This window comes from Saccharopolyspora ipomoeae (genome assembly GCF_029952525.1).
Taxonomy (GTDB): Bacteria; Actinomycetota; Actinomycetes; order Mycobacteriales; family Pseudonocardiaceae; genus Saccharopolyspora; species Saccharopolyspora ipomoeae.
In genome coordinates this window covers 75,177-93,085 of the sequence record NZ_JASAOF010000002.1, presented here as the reverse complement: position 1 = coordinate 93,085, position 17,909 = coordinate 75,177, and the positions used below count along the sequence as shown (strand labels likewise).

The 17,909-nt window shown below is 70.2% G+C and carries 14 protein-coding genes; 6 read left to right on the top strand and 8 right to left on the bottom strand.

Translation table 11 applies throughout. The annotated features are described in order from the left end of the window. Position 1: 1 nt before the first annotated feature. Positions 2-799, top strand: coding sequence for a crotonase/enoyl-CoA hydratase family protein (locus QFW96_RS03890; protein WP_425524712.1), 798 nt, complete (start codon positions 2-4; stop codon positions 797-799). A gap of 124 nt (positions 800-923) precedes the next feature. On the opposite strand, the gene QFW96_RS03885 is transcribed toward QFW96_RS03890, so the two are convergent. Both QFW96_RS03885 and QFW96_RS03880 read right to left on the bottom strand, forming a co-directional pair. Further along, entirely contained in the window at positions 924-1,691 is a 768-nt protein-coding gene (locus QFW96_RS03885; RefSeq protein ID WP_281454117.1) for an enoyl-CoA hydratase/isomerase family protein, read from the bottom strand. Between the two features lie 243 nt (positions 1,692-1,934). Further along, the gene (locus QFW96_RS03880; RefSeq protein WP_281454116.1) at positions 1,935-2,126 is read right to left on the bottom strand and encodes a ferredoxin; all 192 of its coding nucleotides are present in this window, start codon (positions 2,124-2,126) and stop codon (positions 1,935-1,937) included. A 226-nt stretch (positions 2,127-2,352) separates the two neighbouring features. Between QFW96_RS03880 and QFW96_RS03875 the strand changes: the two genes are divergently transcribed. Next, positions 2,353-3,522: an NAD(P)/FAD-dependent oxidoreductase gene (locus QFW96_RS03875; RefSeq protein WP_281454115.1), complete on the top strand. Its 1,170-nt coding sequence runs from the start codon at positions 2,353-2,355 to the stop codon at positions 3,520-3,522. Between the two features lie 82 nt (positions 3,523-3,604). Here QFW96_RS03875 and QFW96_RS03870 read toward each other — a convergent pair whose 3' ends face one another. Together QFW96_RS03870 and QFW96_RS03865 are read right to left on the bottom strand one after the other, a co-directional pair. Further along, positions 3,605-4,360 (bottom strand): SDR family NAD(P)-dependent oxidoreductase, encoded by a 756-nt coding sequence (locus tag QFW96_RS03870; protein ID WP_281454114.1) that lies wholly within the window; start codon positions 4,358-4,360, stop codon positions 3,605-3,607. A 165-nt stretch (positions 4,361-4,525) separates the two neighbouring features. Next, positions 4,526-4,837 carry an EthD family reductase gene (locus QFW96_RS03865; protein ID WP_281454113.1) on the bottom strand — a complete coding sequence of 104 codons (312 nt, stop codon included), beginning with the start codon at positions 4,835-4,837 and terminating at the stop codon, positions 4,526-4,528. A 353-nt stretch (positions 4,838-5,190) separates the two neighbouring features. On the opposite strand from QFW96_RS03865, the gene QFW96_RS03860 reads away from it, so the two are divergent. The 4 genes from QFW96_RS03860 to QFW96_RS03845 are packed head-to-tail and all read left to right on the top strand — an operon-like array spanning position 5,191 to position 12,246. Further along, positions 5,191-6,585 (top strand): MFS transporter, encoded by a 1,395-nt coding sequence (locus QFW96_RS03860; protein WP_281454112.1) that lies wholly within the window; start codon positions 5,191-5,193, stop codon positions 6,583-6,585. Positions 6,586-6,641: 56 nt separating this feature from the next. Then, positions 6,642-7,280, top strand: a complete 639-nt coding sequence (locus QFW96_RS03855) for a TetR/AcrR family transcriptional regulator (RefSeq protein WP_281454111.1) — start codon at positions 6,642-6,644, stop codon at positions 7,278-7,280. A gap of 9 nt (positions 7,281-7,289) precedes the next feature. After that, a complete protein-coding gene (locus QFW96_RS03850; protein WP_281454110.1) occupies positions 7,290-8,984 on the top strand; it encodes an AMP-binding protein in 1,695 nt (564 codons plus the stop codon). A gap of 28 nt (positions 8,985-9,012) precedes the next feature. Beyond that, on the top strand, positions 9,013-12,246 hold the full coding sequence (locus QFW96_RS03845) for an acetyl-CoA carboxylase family protein (protein ID WP_281454109.1): 3,234 nt from the start codon (positions 9,013-9,015) through the stop codon (positions 12,244-12,246). Between the two features lie 309 nt (positions 12,247-12,555). On the opposite strand, the gene QFW96_RS03840 is transcribed toward QFW96_RS03845, so the two are convergent. The 4 genes from QFW96_RS03840 to QFW96_RS03825 all read right to left on the bottom strand — a co-directional run bounded on the left by QFW96_RS03840 (position 12,556) and on the right by QFW96_RS03825 (position 17,290). Next, positions 12,556-13,494 (bottom strand): terpene synthase family protein, encoded by a 939-nt coding sequence (locus QFW96_RS03840; RefSeq protein WP_281454108.1) that lies wholly within the window; start codon positions 13,492-13,494, stop codon positions 12,556-12,558. Further along, the gene (locus tag QFW96_RS03835) at positions 13,491-14,513 is read right to left on the bottom strand and encodes a hypothetical protein (protein ID WP_281454107.1); all 1,023 of its coding nucleotides are present in this window, start codon (positions 14,511-14,513) and stop codon (positions 13,491-13,493) included. The genes QFW96_RS03840 and QFW96_RS03835 overlap by 4 nt, the downstream gene beginning before the upstream one ends. An 83-nt stretch (positions 14,514-14,596) precedes the next feature. Continuing rightward, positions 14,597-15,052, bottom strand: a complete 456-nt coding sequence (locus tag QFW96_RS03830) for a (2Fe-2S)-binding protein (RefSeq protein ID WP_281454106.1) — start codon at positions 15,050-15,052, stop codon at positions 14,597-14,599. A 15-nt stretch (positions 15,053-15,067) separates the two neighbouring features. Continuing rightward, on the bottom strand, positions 15,068-17,290 hold the full coding sequence (locus tag QFW96_RS03825; RefSeq protein WP_281454105.1) for a xanthine dehydrogenase family protein molybdopterin-binding subunit: 2,223 nt from the start codon (positions 17,288-17,290) through the stop codon (positions 15,068-15,070). Positions 17,291-17,909: the final 619 nt, after the last annotated feature.

Below are 17,909 nucleotides of genomic sequence, written 5' to 3'. Positions count from 1 at the left end.
CGTGACCGAATCCAGTGGCGCCCAGCCGGACCCGGCCGAGCCCGTCGTCCTGACCGAGCACGTCGACGGCGTTCAGGTCGTCACGATCAACCGGCCCGACGCCCGCAACGCCATCAACACCGCGACCGCCACGGCGATCGCGGCCGCGATGGACGAGTTGGACAGCAGGGACGACCTCGTCGCAGGCGTGATCACCGGCGCGGGGCGGAGCTTCTGCGCGGGCATGGACCTCAAGGCGTTCCTCGCCGGGGAGCGGCCGTCCCTGCCCGGCCGCGGCTTCGCCGGGATCGTGCGGCAGCCGCCCTCGAAGCCGCTGGTGGCGGCGGTCGAGGGCCACGCCATCGCGGGCGGCTTCGAAATCGTCCTGGCCTGCGATCTCATCGTGGCCTCGGAGGAGGCGAAGTTCGGGCTGCCCGAGGTCAAGCGCGGGCTCGTGGCGGCGGGAGGCGGACTGCTCAGACTGCCCGAACGCGTGCCCTACCACGTGGCGGTCGAGTGGGCGCTCACCGGCGAACTCGTCTCCGCGCGTGCCGCGCACGAGGTGTCCCTGGTCAACCGGCTCACCCCGCCCGGCCAGGCCCGCTCCGAGGCGTTGGAGCTGGCGCGGACGATCGCGGCCAACGGCCCGCTCGCGGTCCGGGCCACCAAGGAGATCATCAACGCCGCCCGCGACTGGCCGTCGGACGAGGCGTTCGAGCGCCAGCAGGCGATCAGCGAACCGGTGCGCAGCTCCGAGGACGCCCGCGAAGGCGCCCTGGCGTTCAAGGAGAGGCGGGAGCCGGTCTGGAAGGGGCGCTGACCGGCGGAGGATCGGCGGGGCGCGGGAAACCGGGCGCGCGCCGCGCCGGTTCCCGCGCCCGTCCCGGCGGCCCGCACATCCTGCGCCACCGAGCAGGAACGACCTCGCGAAGACGGGCCCCGCCTCACTCCGGCGGGGGGAAGTTCGGCTTGCGCTTCTCCAGGAAGGCCGCCGCGCCTTCGGTCATGTCGGGACTGCCCACCGCTTGGACGAGCATGCCCAGACCGGCGCTGAAGGAATCGCGGGCGGCGTTCCACCAGACGTTCGAGCTGACCTTGGTGATCTCCAGGTAGCGGGGGCTCAGCGCGGCCAGCTCACCGCACCACTCGGTGACCGTCTGCTCGAGCAGGTCGTCCTCGACCACGGCGTTGACCAGGCCCATCCGCTCGGCCTGCTCAGCGGTGTAGCGGCGGCAGAACAGGGCCAGCTCCTTGGCGCGCTTCTCGCCGATCTGCAGGCCCATCACGTTGGTCGCGCCGGTCACCGGCGAACTGCCGACTCGCGGCCCGGTCTGCCCGAAGGTCGCCGAACGGGCGGCGATGGCCACGTCGCACGCGACGACCAGCTCGTTGCCCCCGCCGGCCGCGGCTCCGTTGACCGCGGCGATGACCGGTCTGGGGCATTGGCGCACGGCGTCCAGCATCCGCAGGGTCGATTTGTAGAGCTGCCGCATCTCCCCCACCGTCGGTGTGCTCAGCTGCTGCAGCGAGCCGCCTGCGCAGAAGCTCCCGCCCGACCCCGTGATGACCACCGCGCGCGCGGACGCGGCGTCCTCCAGCGCCTCCACGACCGCTGCGGACATCGCGGGGTCGAACGCGTTGCGCCGCTCGGGCCGGTTCAACCGGATCCACACGGTCTCACCAGCGCCGCGCTCCACGAGGACGTCGGTCATCGGTCTCCTCCACTCCTCACCGGGAATTTCTATTATAATGATAGTCCTTGTCTCGTCGGCCTCCAAGGGCCGCCGGCGAGGACTCCGGTGAGAGCGGGCGACGAGCGGCGGGATTTCCGCCGCGCGGCCGAACATTCGGCGGGCAGCGGGAGCGGCCGGAGCAGCCCCCTCCACCACGGGCCGAGCGAGCGCGCCCCGAGCCACCGGGGGAACGACCCCGCGGGACGCGCAGCCCGCTCGGCGTCACTTCAGGCTGATCGCCCGCTCCGGGCACGCGTCCGCGCCATCGCGAGCCGCATCAGCAAGGGCGCCGTCGACGTCCTCCGCGATCGGGTAGGCGTGCCCGTCCTCGTCGCGCAGCGCGAACACATCGGGCGAGGTCATCTGGCACAGCCCGTGCCCCTGGCATTGGTTGGCGTCGACCTGAACTCGCATGGATCCTCCTCGACGAACACGGCCTGCATCGTTGACAGCCGACACATCTAGTATAACCATTATCAGGCCAAAGCGAAGGTCTGCGACGCGAAAGCATGGCAGGTCGACGGCTTCTCCGAAAGCCATCACCGAATGGGACCGCGGCGACACCCGCAGAAGGAGTCGAGATGGGCTTGCAGAACCTCACCCCTGCTCAACAGCGCGCGCTGGCGACGGAGAGCGGTTCATGAACCGGATCGTCGTCGCCGGCGGCGGCCTGGCAGCGGCCCGGGTGTGCGAACGGCTCCGCGCGAAGGGGCACGACGGCGAGCTGCTGGTGCTCTGCGCGGAACCCCACCCGCCCTACGACCGGCCACCGCTGACCAAGGCCGCGCTCCTGGAGGAGCGCGACACGACCCTGCGCACCGATTTCGAGCTGCTCGAGGCCGATCTCCGGCTGGGCGTCGCTGCGACCGGCCTCGCCCCTGATCGGGACGTGGTCCGGACGGCGGAGGGCGAGATCCCGTTCAGCACCCTGGTCATCGCGACGGGGTCGGCACCCGTCCCGCTACCCGGAACGGGCCCGCAGCACGTCGTCCGCACCGCCCAGGACGCGGCACGCCTCCGCGCCGGACTGCGCCCGGGAGCCCACGTCGTGCTCGCCGGAGCCGGCTGGATCGGCGGAGAGGTCGCGACAGCAGCACTCCACCTGGGGTGCCGCGTGACCTGCGTGGAACCGGGTCCGGCACCGCTGGCCGCCGCGCTCGGCGCCGAGGTCGGCGCGCTGTTCCTGCCCTGGTGGTCCGACGTGGACCTGCGCCTCGGGGTGGGCGTCACCGAGGTGACCGCCACCGGCGTGAGGCTCGGCGACGGCTCGCACCTCCCCGCGGATGTCGTGGTGGCAGGTGTCGGAGTGCGCCCGCAGACCGACTGGCTGAGCGGCTCCGGGGTAGAGGTCGACCGCGGGGTGGTGGTCGACGAGCACCTGCGCACCACCAGGCCGGGCGTGTACGCGGTGGGGGACGTCGCCGCCCGGTGGTCGGTTCGGTGGAACAAGCGCCTGCGCGTGGAGCACTGGGACGACGCGCGAACCGGCCCGGACGTTGCCGCAGCGGTGATCCTGGGCGGCGACGCCGGCCCGGACCCGCTACCGGTGCACGACCCGGTCCCCTACTTCTGGAGCGACCAGTTCGGGCACAAGATCCAGTACGTCGGTCAGCACGGCGCCGAGGACTCGGTCGTCGTCCGAGGCAGGGGTTCGGCGAAGTGGGGAGCGGCCTGGCTCGCACCCGACGGCACGCTCAACGCTCACCTCAGCGTCGATCAGCCCAAGCAGATGATCCACGCCAGAGCGGCGATCGATGCCGGTGCGAAACCGGACCCGGGATCGCTGGCCGACCCGGGCACCGCGCTCTGAGAACGCACCCGCGAACCGGCCTTGCACGTGGGGTCCTCGAAAGCGCTCTCGACGACCCCACGTGGAAATCGATGGCGGCAACCTAGCGAGCCAGGTACCCGCCGTCGACGTGCAATTCCGAACCGGTCATGAACGAGGCGTCGTCACTGGCGAGGAATGCGATGGCCGCGGCGATCTCGGACGGTCGAGCCAGCCGGCCCATCGGCATCACCGAGACCATGCCCGCCTCGATCTCGGTGCCCTTCACGTTCTCCAGGATGGGGGTGTCCACGAATCCCGGATGCACCGAGTTCACCCTCACACCGTCGCCCACCCAACGCATGGCGGTGTTCTTGGTGAGCAACCGAACAGCCCCCTTGGCCGCGTGATAACCGGGTGAGGTGCCGAACCCGCCGCCCACGCCGTAGATCGAACTGACGTTGACCACGGAGCCGCACCGGGACGCCTTCAACTGCCCCGCAGCCGCCTTCATGCCCAGGAACACGCTGGTCTGCGTGACGGCGATCGTCCGCTCGTACTGCTCCTTCGTCGTCTCCTCGAGCGGGGCGACGTCCCCGACCCCGGCGTTGTTCACCAGGATGTCGAGCCCTCCGAACTCGGCGACGACGTGGTCGATCGCCGCCTGCCACGACGCCTCGGATGCCACGTCGTGGTGCAGGAAAGCGGCCCGGGATCCGGAATCCCTGAGCCCGTTCGCGACTTCCTCGCCAGCGGCGTCCTGGATGTCGGTGACGAGCACCGCCGCGCCTTCCTCGGCGAAACGCTCCGCGGTCGCCTTGCCGATGCCGCTCGCGGCACCGGTGACGAGAGCGACCCTGCCTTGCAATCTATCCACCATGGACTCCTCGTGAGCCTAGCGAGTGGGCGGAGGCGCTCGCGCCCAGTCAGGTGCGGCGCCTCCGGACATCGTTCGAGAGCCTCGTACTGATCCCGCCTGGATCATTTCCCATCACGCGGACGCATGCTCCACGTCATCGGCGCGACGCCTGGGTGGCGGCCGTACCTAGGCCGCCTTGATGACCTGGGAGAAGGACATCTGGAAGTCGTCCGGCGTGGTGAAGTTCGCGATGTCGGCCGAGGCGGCTTCACCCTCCGGCGACTGCAGGGCCGCCAGGGCGTCTTCCTTGCTGTCGAAGTCGAGGACCGCGACCAGGAAGTGCGCCGGCTTCGATCCGTCCGGAAGCTCGGCCAAACCCCATTCGTAATTCCTCAGCTTCGGCAGCTTGGTCGCCAGAACCGCATGCACTTCACGATAGTGCTTCAAGAACTTCTCGGGGTCGGTCGGGTGATCGTAGATCGCTGTGACCCGATACATCCATTCGCCCTTCCACTCGGGGAAAATCGCACCCGCGACAATCTCGCGGCAGCTCGAGAACCAGCGCCGAGAGAATCAGTCCACAGTGAACTGGATGCGGCGCCCGCCTGGAGAACCGCTGGGCGCTACCTGCAACCAGGATCACCCGGGCCGAGGCAGGAGTCAAGGCATCTCTGATATTCATCATCACTGATTTCCTCGGCATGAATTTCAATTACAACTGAACCCATCGGGCAAATAAAACCTGGCATTCGTCCCTGGCGGAATTTCCGGGGTCGAACTGTTGACGCCGACGTCAACGTCAATCACTGTGGTCCCCATCACGTGGCGCACGTCATTCCGAAGGGACCGCCATGACCGCCTCCACCTCAGGCCCGGCCGTCGCCGATGCCTCGGCGCGCCGGAAGGCGCACCGGAAGCTGCTCACCGCCGGGCTGATCGGCAGTTCGATCGAGTGGTACGACTTCTTCGTCTACGGCACCGCCGCCGCTCTCGTCTTCCCCACCGTCTTCTTCCCGCAGTCGAGCGCCTTCGCCGCGACGCTGCTCGCGTTCAGCACCTTCGCCGTCGGCTTCATCGCCCGCCCGCTGGGCGGCATCCTCGCCGGGCACTACGGCGACAAGATCGGGCGCAAGCCGATGGTGGTGATCTGCCTGCTGCTGATGGGCGTCGCGACCTTCGCGATCGGCTGCCTGCCCTCCGCGCACACCATCGGCGCGGCCGCCCCGATCCTGCTGGTGTCCCTGCGCTTCCTCCAAGGGCTCTCCTGCGGCGGCCAGTGGGGCGGCATCGTCCTGCTGCTCACCGAATCCGCAGGACCGAAGAAGCGCGGCTTCGCGGGCACCTTCGGGCAGATGGGCGTGCCCCTGGGTCTGGTGCTGGGAAACCTGATGATGATCGCCGCGAGCACCGGCATGCCCGACGACGCCTTCGAGAGCTGGGGCTGGCGCGTCCCGTTCTGGTTCTCCATCGTCCTGTTCCCCGTCGTGCTCTACATCCACACCAAGGTCGAGGACTCCCCCGAGTTCAAGCAGCTGCAGAACGAGGTCGAGGCCAAGCGCGAGGACTCCGGGACCGTCGCGCAAGCCCCGCTGGCCGAGGCCGTCCGCGGCCACTGGCGCCGCATCCTGCTGGGCGCCGGTCTGCTGGCCGCCACGAACTCGGCGTTCTACGTGGCCATCGCCGGCTTCGTCAGCTACGGCAGCCAACCCGCGGCCAAGGGCGGCCTGGGGATGGACCGCGACGTGATCCTGACCTGCATCATGGTCACCTCGGTCGTCATGCCGCTGGTGATCATGTGGGCGGGCAAGATGTCCGACCGGGTGGGCCGCCGCCCGCTGATCCTGGTCGGAGCCGGGGCGCTGATGGTCTGGGCGTTCCCGTTCTTCTGGCTGGCCGAGACGACCAACGGTCCGCTGCTGTGCGTGGCGATGATGGTGAGCAGCGTGGGCCAGGCCCTCACCTACGGACCGCTGGCCGCCTTCATGGGCGAGCTGTTCGAGCCGCGGGTCCGGTACTCGGCGGCCTCGCTGGCCTACCAGCTGGCGGCGGTCGTCGTCAGCGGCTTCACCCCGCTGATCATGACGGCGATCATCGCCGACACCCGGTCGACCTCCGGCGTTTCGCTCTTCCTGATCGTCATGGCCGCGATCACGCTGGCCAGCGCGTTCTTCCTCAGGGAGACCAACCCCCGAGAGGTGCGCGAGGACCCGGACGCGGTGCCCGGACGCCTCGCGGCGACGCGCTGATGGCCTCCACCCGGGTCCGGGCTGACCGTCAACACCGAGGTCCAGACAATGGAGCGGTGACGACAAGTGATGCTCAGGAACGCGCGCGGGCCAACCGCCGGGAGACGTCCGGACCCCGGCGCGAGGAACTGCTCTCGGCGGCGGCCGCGTGCTTCGACGAACTCGGGTACACGGCCACCACCGTCGAGCTGATCGCAGCCCGGGCGCAGACCTCGCGACCCACCTTCTACGCCTACTTCCGCTCGAAGGACGAGGTGCTCCTCGCGGTCACCGAGCAGGTCTGCGCCGAACTCGAATCCACCCAGCAGCTCGAGGAGATCGAGTCCCTCCCACCGGTGACGGTGCTGCGGTCGACCACTCGGGCCTTCGCCGAGACGATCTTCGCCCACGGATCGCTGGTGGCGCTGATCGACAGCCGGGCCGGGGTCGATCCCGACGTGGACGAGCTGTGGACCACCCTGCGGCGTCGGCTGGAGCGGCGATTCACCCAGTACCTGTCCGGATTGGACCCGGCGACGATCGACCCCTGCGTGCAGCCCGAACGGCTCGTGTCGATGCTCAGCGATTCGATCGTCCGCGGTGCCGCCCGTCTCGGCCGCGCCACCGACGAGGTCCGCGAGCAGTTCATCAACGACCAGATCCGCCTGACCGAGCGCGCCATCGGCGTCACCGATGACGCGCTCCCCGAACCCTAGGAGGACCGAATGCCGTCGTCCCGCCGCGACGTCGCGCTCGCCGAGATCCGCGATCTGCAGGCGGCCAACTGGCCGGACCAGGTGCCGCGCACCGTCGAGTACCCGGTCGACGTCCCCGCCGTGCCCGAGCACCTCCGGCACTGGGCCGCGACGCGACCGGACGCCGTCGCGATCTCGTTCTACGGCCGCGACATCAGCTACGCCGAGTACGACGAGCTCAGCGACCGGTTCGCCGGCTGGCTCGCCGAACGCGGTGTGGCGCCCGGAGATCGGGTCGGCGTGTTCCTGGGAAACTGCCCGCAGTTCCTCATCGCGATGGTCGGCATCCTCAAGGCGGGCGCGGTCCACGTGCCGATCAACCCCATGTTCCGCGGCCACGAGCTGCGCTACGAGCTGGCCGACGCTGGGGTGACGGTGCTGCTGGCGCAGGACTCGTTCGCCGACCTCGTGGAATCGGTGCGCGAGGACGCGGGTCTGCGGCACGTGGCCCTGACCGGGCTTGCGGACCTGCTCTCCGACGAGCCGGACGTGCCGGTGCCGTTCGAGCTCACCGCGCAGCGTTCGGACTGGGCCGAAATCGCCGCCTCGGCGCGCGCCGGAGCACGGCCGAGCGATCCCGACGCGCTCGCGGCCCTGAACTACACCGGCGGCACCACCGGGATGCCGAAGGGCTGCGAGCACACCCAGCGGCACATGGTCTACACGGCCGCAACCGCCAGCGCCGCCGGAGGCTCGCAGATCGGCGACCCCGAGATCGTGTCGCTGAACTTCCTGCCGGTCTTCTGGATCGCCGGCGAGGACTTCGGCGTGCTCAAACCGCTGGTGAACGGTCAGCAGATCGTGCTGTTGACGCGCTGGGACCCGGCCGCGGTCCTCGCCCTCGTCGAGCGGCACGGCGTGACCGACCTCGTCGCCACGGTCGACAACTACGTGGAGCTGATGGACCTGCCGGAGTTCGACGGCGCCCGGCTGTCCTCGCTGCGCAACGCGCTGGCGGTGTCGTTCGTGCTGAAGCTGACGCCGGAGGTCCGCCACCGGTGGCGGGAAGCGGTGGGCACCGTGCTGCGGGAGGCCTCCTACGGCATGACCGAAACGCACACGGCCGACACCTTCACGCTCGGGTTCCAGGACGACGATCGGGATCTGCACGCCGACCCCGTCTTCTGCGGTCTACCCGTCCCGGGAACCGACGTCCTCGTCGTCGACGACTCCGGCGAGCCCGTACCGGTGGGCACGCCCGGCGAGATCATCGTGCGGAGCCCGTCGATCCTGACCGGCTACTACGGCCGGCCCGAGGCGACCGCGGAGACGATCCGCGACGGGTGGCTGCACACCGGCGACGTGGGCCGGCTCGACGAGTGGGGCGCGCTGCACTACCTGGCGCGCGCCAAGGAGATGATCAAGACCAACGGGATGAGCGTGTTCCCGTCTGAGGTGGAGGCCCTGCTGCGGCTGCACCCGGCGATCGAATCGGTGTCGGTGGTGCCCCGACCCGATCCCTCGAAAGGCCAAGTGGCGGTTGCCTTCGTCGTGGTGCGGGACAGCACCACGAGCGACGACCTGCGGAAGTGGTCGAACGAGAACATGGCCGGCTACAAGGTGCCCGATTTCGTCGTCGTCGACGGGCTGCCGATGACCGCCACGGGCAAGGTGCGCAAGGGTGAGCTGCTCGACCGCGCCGCCGACCTGCCCGCCGCCCGTTGACCGCGCGTAGCCGGAGGAACTCCCACAGATGAAGAAGCTGCTGATCGCCAACCGCGGTGAGATCGCGCTGCGCGTCGTGCGCACCGCCCGCGAGATGCGGGTGAGCACGGTCGCCCTGTACGCCGAGGACGACGCGGACACCCCGCACGTCCACGCCGCCGACGAGGCGTTGCCGCTGGCCGGCGTCGGTCCGGCCGCCTACCTCGACCACGCGGCGGTGCTGGCCGCCGCCGCGCGCTCCGGCGCCGACGTCGTGCACCCAGGCTACGGATTCCTCTCGGAGAACGCGGAATTCGCCCGCGCCTGCGCGACGGCGGGCCTGGGGTTCGCCGGACCCGATCCGGCGGTGCTGGAAACCCTGGGGGACAAGGCATCTGCGCGCGCGGCCGCGGTGGCGGTAGGCGTGCCCGTGCTGCCCGCGACCACCGGTGGCGCGACCGCCGACGAGGTGCGCGCGTTCTTCGCCGAGAACCCCGGCGGGATCATGATCAAGGCGCTGGCCGGAGGTGGCGGGCGCGGCATGCGGGTGGTCCGCGGCCTCGCCGCGGTCGACGAGGCCCACCGGGCTTGCGCCGACGAGGCCGAGCTGGGCTTCGGGAACCGGGAGGTCTTCGCGGAGGCCCTGTTCGACGACGCCAGGCACGTCGAAGTCCAGGTGGTCGGCGACGGCGCGGCCGCGCTCGCGCTCGGCGACCGGGACTGCAGCGTGCAACGACGGCACCAGAAGCTGCTCGAGATCGCGCCCGCCGAGCTGGCGCCCGACGTGCGTCGCGGACTGCACGAGTCCGCGGTCCGGTTGTGCGCGAGCCTCGGCTATCGCGGGCTGGCCACGGTGGAATTCCTCGTGCGCGGGCAGGATTTCGCGTTCCTCGAGGTCAACCCGCGGATCCAGGTCGAGCACACGATCACCGAGGAGGTCACCGGCGTGGACCTGGTGGCCGCGCAGCTCGCCCTCGCCGACGGCTCCGCGCTGCGCGACCTCGCGCTGCCCGGCGGCGTGGTCGCCGAGGCGGATGACGTCCGGGGAGAACCGGTCAGCACCGCGAGCACCGCGGTCCAGGCCCGGGTGAACCTGGAGACCATGACCCCCGACGGCGACGCCGTGCCGACCGCGGGCACCCTCACCACCTTCACCCCGCCCACCGGGCCGGGCGTCCGCGTGGACACCTTCGGGCTGCCGGGCCTGGTGGTGAGCCCGCGCTACGACTCCCTGCTGGCCAAGGTGATCGTGCGCGCGGGAACCCGCAACGCCGCCCTGGCCAAGCTGGAGACGTCACTGGGTGAGTTCGCGATCGAGGGCGCGGCCACGAACATCCCGTTCCTGCGCGCCCTGCTCGCCGACGACGACCTGCGCGCGGGACCGGTGAGCACCGCGTTCCTGGCGGGCCGCGTGCAACGGCTGGTCGCCGAGGCGGGAGCGACCGCCCCCACGACGTCGTCGTCGGCCCCCGCGCTGGAGCTGCGGCAGGGGGAAGAGGTGGTGCGTGCCCAGATGGCGGGCACCGTCGTCGCGGTGGCCGCCGAGGGCGATGAGGTGCCGGCGGGCGGCCAGCTGATCGTGCTGGAAGCCATGAAGATGGAGCACGTCCTGGCCGTCGATCACGCGGCGCGTGTGGTGCGTGCGCTGGTCTCGCCGGGCCGCACGGTGGCGCCGGGAGATCCGCTGGTGGTGCACGCGCCGACCCGCGCGGTGGCGGCGGATTCCGCCTTCGAGCTCGACCTCGACGCCTCCCGGCCCGATCTCGACGAGCTGCGCGAGCGGCAGGCCCGCACCCGGGACTCCGCGCGTCCCGAGGCAGTCGCCAAGCGGCACCGGATCGGACGCCGCACCGCGCGCGAGAACATCGCCGACCTGGTGGACCCCGGCAGCTTCGTCGAGTACGGGGCCTTGGCGATCGCGGCCCAGCGCAGGCGTCGGTCCGAACAGGACCTGATCACCAACACGCCGGCCGACGGCCTCGTCGGCGGCGTCGCGACCATCGGCGCCGACCGGTTCGGCCGAGGAGCGGCCGAAGTCGTGGTGATGTCCTACGACTACGCGGTGCTCGCCGGCACGCAGGGGATGCGCAACCACGCCAAGACCGACCGCATCCTCGGGGTGGCCCGGGACCGGAAGACCCCGGTGGTGCTGTTCGCCGAGGGCGGCGGTGGACGACCCGGCGACACCGACGTGGACGTCGTCGCGGGACTGGACGTTCCGACGTTCCGGCTGCTGGGTTCGCTGCGCGGTGGTGCGCCGACGGTGGCGATCGTCTCCGGGCGCTGCTTCGCGGGCAACGCCGCCCTGGCGGGTGCGTGCGACGTCGTGATCGCGACGCCCGATGCGAACATCGGCATGGGCGGACCGGCGATGATCTCCGGTGGCGGTCTGGGGGAATACCGTCCCGAGGAGATCGGCCCGATCGAGGTGCAGCGCCGCAACGGTGTCGTCGACCTCGTCGCCGCCGACGAGGAGCACGCCGTGCAGCTGGCGCGCCGCTACCTGTCGTACTTCCAGAGCCCGCTGACGCCGGGCGACGGGGTCGAGTGGGAAGCGCCGGACCCGCGCCTCGCCCGGCACGCGGTGCCCGAGAACCGGTTGCGCGCCTACGACATCCGCAGCGCGATCGACGCCATCGCCGACGTGGGCTCGGTGCTGGAGCTGCGCGCGGACCACGGCGTGGGCGTCGTGACCGCGCTGGTCCGCGTGGAGGGCGTCGCCTACGGGCTGGTGGCCAACAGCAGCCACCACCTCGGCGGCGCGATCGACGCCGAAGCAGCTGGAAAGCTCGGCGAGTTCCTCGAGCTGTGCGACTCCGGCGGCCTGTCGATCGTCTCGCTGTGCGACACACCGGGTTTCATGGTCGGTCCGGAAGCGGAGAAGGACGCGACGGTCAAGCGCTTCGGCGAGCTGTTCGTGATCGGCGCGCGCCTGAGCGTGCCCTTCGGCGCGGTGGTGCTCCGCAAGGGCTACGGCCTCGGTGCGATGGCGATGACAGGAGGGTCCTTCAAGGCCCCGCAGTTCACCGTGGCCTGGCCCACCGGAGAGATCGGCGGCATGGGGCTCGAAGGAGCGGTCCGCTTGGGCTACAGCAAGGAGCTCGCGGCCGCACCCGACGAGGCAGCGCGCCGGCAGCTCTACGACCAGCTGGTCGCCGAGTCCTACGAGCGCGGCCGTGCGCTGAGCGCGGCCACCACCTTCGAACTCGACGACGTGATCGACCCGGCCGACACACGACGCTGGATCAGCACGTTGCGGCCCCGGCGGGACGGCGGTACGTGATGTTTCGAGGACCGGGGAAGTTTTCATGAAAACTTCCCCACCCGAGGACCCCCGATCGGAGGACTCCTCCTCCTCGGCAGATCCCCCCTGATCAGAAGGATTCCCCTGGTCAGAAGACTCCATCCCCGGGGACTCCCGGCCAGAAGATTCCTCCGGAACCGAGGACTCGTTCTGATCGGGTGACTTCTGATCCGTGGTGGGGGTGGGGGAAGTTTTCATGAAAACTTCCCCGTCACCAGAAGACCCCTGCTCCGGGGAGTCCCACCCGTGCGGCCTCCCCTGCGCCGAGGAGGCCGCACGGGGTTCCTCTCACCCGTCTTCGCGGTAGCGGGTCGAGGTGTCGAGCCAGGTGGCGTGGCCTCCCGGGATGTGGCTGATGACGGTGGTGAGGTGGCCCAGCCTGGGTTGCAGGAGGCGGGGTTGGTCGGTGATCTGGACCCGGACCTGCCTGGTGGCCTCGACCAGTTCCTTCTGGCGGTGCCGGATCTGGTCCTCGACCTCGGCCACGGCCTCCTGCTCGGAGCAGCCGTGGGCGTGGCGCAGGACCGCGACGTAGTTGGTGGGTTCCTCGTTGGCGGCCTCCTTGGCCAGCGACCGGATGTCGTTGCACCAGGCCGTGAGGTCGTTGGAGGCCTCGCAGAGCTCCTTCCACGCCTCCGAGCGGGCCATCTCGTCGGGGACCTCCGTGCCGCAGGCCGATTCGACGATGTCGAACATGAACATGCCGTTGGACTCGCGGCGCAGCACCGGGTACTCCTCCGGGGTCGGCAGCGTCCCGGCCGCGCGGTGGTCGATCTGGGCCAGGAACGCGTCCCGGTGCCGGTGCAGGTGGGCGAGGACGCGCTCGCGCCACCGGGCCGTCATGCCCGCCATCGTGCGCGGCCACAGGTCCGTCAGCGCCGACATCAGCGGGGAGTCCACCAGCACCGGCCGACCCTGCACGAGCGCCGTGATCGCCGCGTAGAGCTCCGTGACCTGCTCCGGGGTGCGCTCGGCGTCGTCGTCCTGCTCGTCGTCGATGTGGAACAGCAGCGTGATCCACTGGGCGTAGAGCTCGACGGTGTCGGCTGAGTCGTCCGGCATGACCATCGCGCTGACCTCGTGGAACCCGGCGCCGCGCAGCCGCTGCTCGTCGGCGGCGGTGCTGATCAGCCCGACGCGGGCGGCCCACTGGCACAGCCGCGCGCCGATGTCGTCGGCGTCCGGGTGCACGCGGCCGAGGTCGAGGAGTCCGAGATCGTCGTTCACCGCACCTCCCGCAGGGCGCGCATCGCGAAGACCGTCGTCAGGTAGCGCGATCCGAAGTGGACGGCGAACCGGCCCATCCGGTAGTAGGCGCCCGCGGGCCAGGACCCGTCGGAGTCCTGGGACTCGGCGAGCCTCGTGCGCCGCTCGTCCTGACCATCGCTCACGCCGAGGTTGTCTGCGGCCAGCGCGTGCAGCGCGATCTCCAGGGCGTTCTCGGCTTCGCCGAGCCCGGCCAGCGCCTTCCGGGCCGGGCCGAGCAGCGCGGCGGCCTCCTCGGGGTGGCGGGCGCAGACCCGCGAGAGCGCGTGCAGGAACGCCCTCGGCGACGGGTAGTAGCGCGTTCCCCCCGACCAGCGGCCGGATTCGAGGTGGGCGACGAGGTAGCGGGTGGTGGCGTCGCGGACCGCGCGCTCCTCCATCCGCTCCGGGGTTCCCGCCAGGTGCAGGGTGTAGAGGGCGTTGGCGGACACCACCGGGTCGTGCTTGCGGCCGCGGCTGAGCGTGCCCGGCTCCGCGCCGTCCTCCCAGTACACCAGGTGGACCCAGGGCCACAGGTCGTCGGAATCGGCCGGCTCGTGGGAGGCGGCGACGGTGAGTTCGCGGACCGCGGCCTGCAGGTCCGGGACCCGCAGCATGCCGAGCTCGTGCAGCGCGCCGGTGGCCATCGCCGTGCAGTCGGTGTCGGCGGGCAGCCCGCTCTCCGGCAGGAAGCGGTAGCGCCGCTTCCAGCGGCAGCGCTCCACCTGCTCGAACAGCGGCGCGATCAGCTCCCGATCGGGTCGCGCGTCGGTGGAGGCGAGCAGCATCAACGACACCATCGCCGAGAACGCCTCGTCGGCGAGGGTGAAACCCGGGTCCGCACCGAGCGTTTCGGTCAGCTTCTCGCGCGCCTCGCGGCCGGTGAAGCTCTCGCCGAAGGAGGGGTCGAACGACATCTCGACCGACGGCGCGCCGTCCGGCCCGATCTGCTTGCGCACGTAGTCCAGAGCGCGTTCGGCGGTCTGCTGGAACAGTGTCACGACTGGGGTGCTCCTGAAGGTTCGTGGAAGCGGTGGAACCGGCGAAAGCCCGCTTTTCGGGCGGGCTTTCGCCGCTGGAGGGATCAGGACCGCGCGGCCTGCTTGATGGCCTGGCGGATCCGGCCGTAGGTGCCGCAGCGGCAGACGTTCTCGATCCGGTCGATGTCGGCGTCGGTGACGTCGTCGCCCTTCTCGTCGATGAGGGCGACCGCGGCCATGATCTGGCCGGGCTGGCAGAAACCGCACTGCGGCACGTCGCGGTCGATCCACGCCTGCTGCACCGGGTGCAGCTCGTCCCCGTCGGCCAGGCCCTCGATGGTGGTGACCTCGGCGCCGTCGGCGTCTTCGGCCTTGACCACGCAGGGCTGGATCTCCTCGTCGTCCATCAAGCAGGTGCAGGCCCTGCAGACACCGACGCCGCAGCCGTACTTGGGGCCGGTGATGCGCAGCTCGTCGCGCAACACCCACAGCAGGGGCATCTCCGCCGGGACGTCGACCTCGACGTCCTTCCCGTTGACGGTGATCGAATACTTGGGCACGCGGGTACTCCCCTCTTACCGGTTGTTGATCGGGAACTGGCGCGGGACGGTGCCGGTGGCGCGCCCGTAGGCGTTGGCGACCGCGGCGGCCGAGGCGGGCACGGAGATCTCACCGACACCACCCGGCTCGCCGGTCGGCGGCATGATGAAGACCTTCGTCTCCAGCGGCGCCTGCGCCTGGCGGGCGACGCAGAAGTCGGCGAAGCTGCCCTCGCGGACCGCCCCGCCGTCGATGTGCAGGCCCGCGTAGAGGACGGTGTTGATGCCGTCCATCAGGCCGCCCTGCATCTGCGCTTCGACGCCCCGCGGGTTGATCGCCCGGCCCGGGTCGATGGCCACGAATGCCTTGGTGACGCGCGGCTCCTCCGGATCCGTCGCGTCGATCTCCACCAGCGTCGCGGTCATCGACTTGTACTCCTGGTGGATGCCGATGCCCTGCGCGTGCCCCTTCGGCATCGACCGGCCCCACTCCCCCTCCTGGGCCACCTTGCGCAGCACCGCCTTGGTGCGGTCGTCCTTGAGCGCCTCCAGCCGGAAGTCCACCGGGTCCTCGCCCAGGTGCTTCGCGATCTGGTCGACGGTGATCTCCTCGGCGACCCGGTACGCCACCGAGTGCACCCCGCGCATCACGCCGGTGTTGGGCAGGTCCACATCGGTCTCGGTTCCCGACACCGTGGCCAGGCCGAACTCGTAGGGCACCGTCTGGGTCACGCCGATGACGACGTCGGCCACCGCCTCCTTGGCGGGCTTGCCCAGCTCCATCAGCGCGGTGAACACGATGTCGCCGAGACCGTGGGTGAGGTCGGTCCAGGCACCGGAGACGCGGTGGTGGAAGGAGCGCACCTTGCCCGCCCGCACCGAGGCCTGCACCCGCTGGTGGGTGGCGGCGCGCATCCGGCCGTGGCGGGTGTCGTCGTTGCGGGTCCAGAACAGCTTGACGACCTTGCCGGTCGCCTTCGACACCTGCGCGGCCTCGATCGGGGCGTCCATGTGGCAGTTGCGGCCGAACGACCCGCCCGCGCGCTTGACGTGCACGGTCACGTCCGCCGTGGTCAGCCCGAGCTCGTTGGCGACGGCCTTCTGCACCTCGATCGGCACGTGGGAGGAGCACCACACCTCGGCCCTGCCGTCCTGCACGTCGGCGACGGCGAAGCCGGTCTCCATCGGAGCGTGGCTGGTGAAGGCGAAGTCGAAGCGCTCGTCGAACTCGCCGCCGTCCGGGCTGACGACGTCGCCGAGGCTGCCGGCCTTCTCCTTGAGCACCTGGGCGATGTCGGCGCCGGACCGCGACGCCGAAGCACCGCTCTCCCAGGTCACCTCGACCTTCTTCGCTGCCTCCATCGCCTGCCAGGTGTTCTCCGCGCACACCGCGATTCCGGTGGGGATCGGGGTGATCGCCACGACGCCGGGCATCCTCCGGGCCGCCGAGTCGTCGAAGGAGGCGACGGCGCCGCCGATCGTCGGTGGCCGCACGACCACCGCCACCACCGAACCCGGGATCTTGGTGTCGGAGATGTAGGAGGCCTTGCCAGTGACGATGTCGTGCGAGTCCAAGCGGTTCAGCGGTTTTCCGACGATGTGGTAGCGCTCCGGCGGCTTCGGTTTCGCCGGCACCGCGGGGATCGCGACCTTCGCGGCGTCCTTGGACAGCTCGCCGAAGGTGAGCTTGCGCCCGTCCGGCGCGTAGACGCAGGTGTCCTTGGTGGACAGTCGGTTCGCCGGGACGTTCCACCGCTTCGACGCGGCGGTGACCAGCCGGGCGCGACCCGCCGCGGCCATCGACGCCAGCGGTTTGCGCAGCACGCGCACCGACGTCGAGAAGGCGGTGACCTGGGAGTACGACAGCTCCGGGCGTGCGTCGGAGTGCGTGATGGCGATGTCGTCCGGCTTGGCGTCGAACTCCTCGGCCAGGATCATCGCGACCGTGGTGTTGATGCCTTGGCCCACCTCGGTCTTGGGCAGCTCGAACCAGACCTCGTTGTTCTCGCTGATGCCCAGGCGCAGTTCACCGAAGGTGGGGGTGGCCAGCAGGTTGATCGCGTCACCCATGTCGAAGAGGTCCGCGATCGGCGGGACCGGCAGCTGGCCGGGCGCGGCGGTGGCCGCGGCGGCCTCGCCCTCGGCCAGCACCTTGCCGACGACCGTCAGCGTCGGGGCCGCCGCCAGGTAGGTGAGGAAGCGCCGTCGGCGCAGGCCCGGCTTCTCCTCGTTGTCCGCCGCGGTGGCAGGGCTTTCCATCCCATGACTCCTCTCGTATCGGCACACCTCACCTGCGGCGGAAACCCTGCACGCGGGCAGCATCGATCCACCCGGCCATGCGATGTCGTTCTCGGAGCGCGACGGACCGCGCGAACATCCGCACGCCGTTTCACAGCACGCGCGTGCCGAGGACATTCGCGGATGCGCTCCGCGTGGAGGAGTTACTTCGCCGTAGAGCTGAGGCCCTGTGCCGACTTCTTTCCGTGAAACCCGAAACTTCACAGGCGCGAGGGAGTTTTCACGAACTCCACCCGGCCTGTTGCTGCGCGGACCATACCGGTGTGAATTCCGGGCCATGAATCGCCCGGCCGACGGGAGCGGATTAGTCCGAACAGTGGCAGATCGATGCCACCCGAGCGCGGACGAATCGCAAAAGCGCTGATCGGGAACGATGCGGAACGAATGGGTCTGCAAATTCACCGAGAATGCGCGTCTACACACCCGCCAGATCGAATGACATTGCGTCTTCACGGAGATTCGAACGAGTCCTGTTCGTGATGAACTGACGCGGTTAGTTTTCACCGTCAATAACTGGTATATGCCAATGTCAATCCCGGTACCTGCACCTATCTCCCGATCGGCGAGTCAAGATTTTATT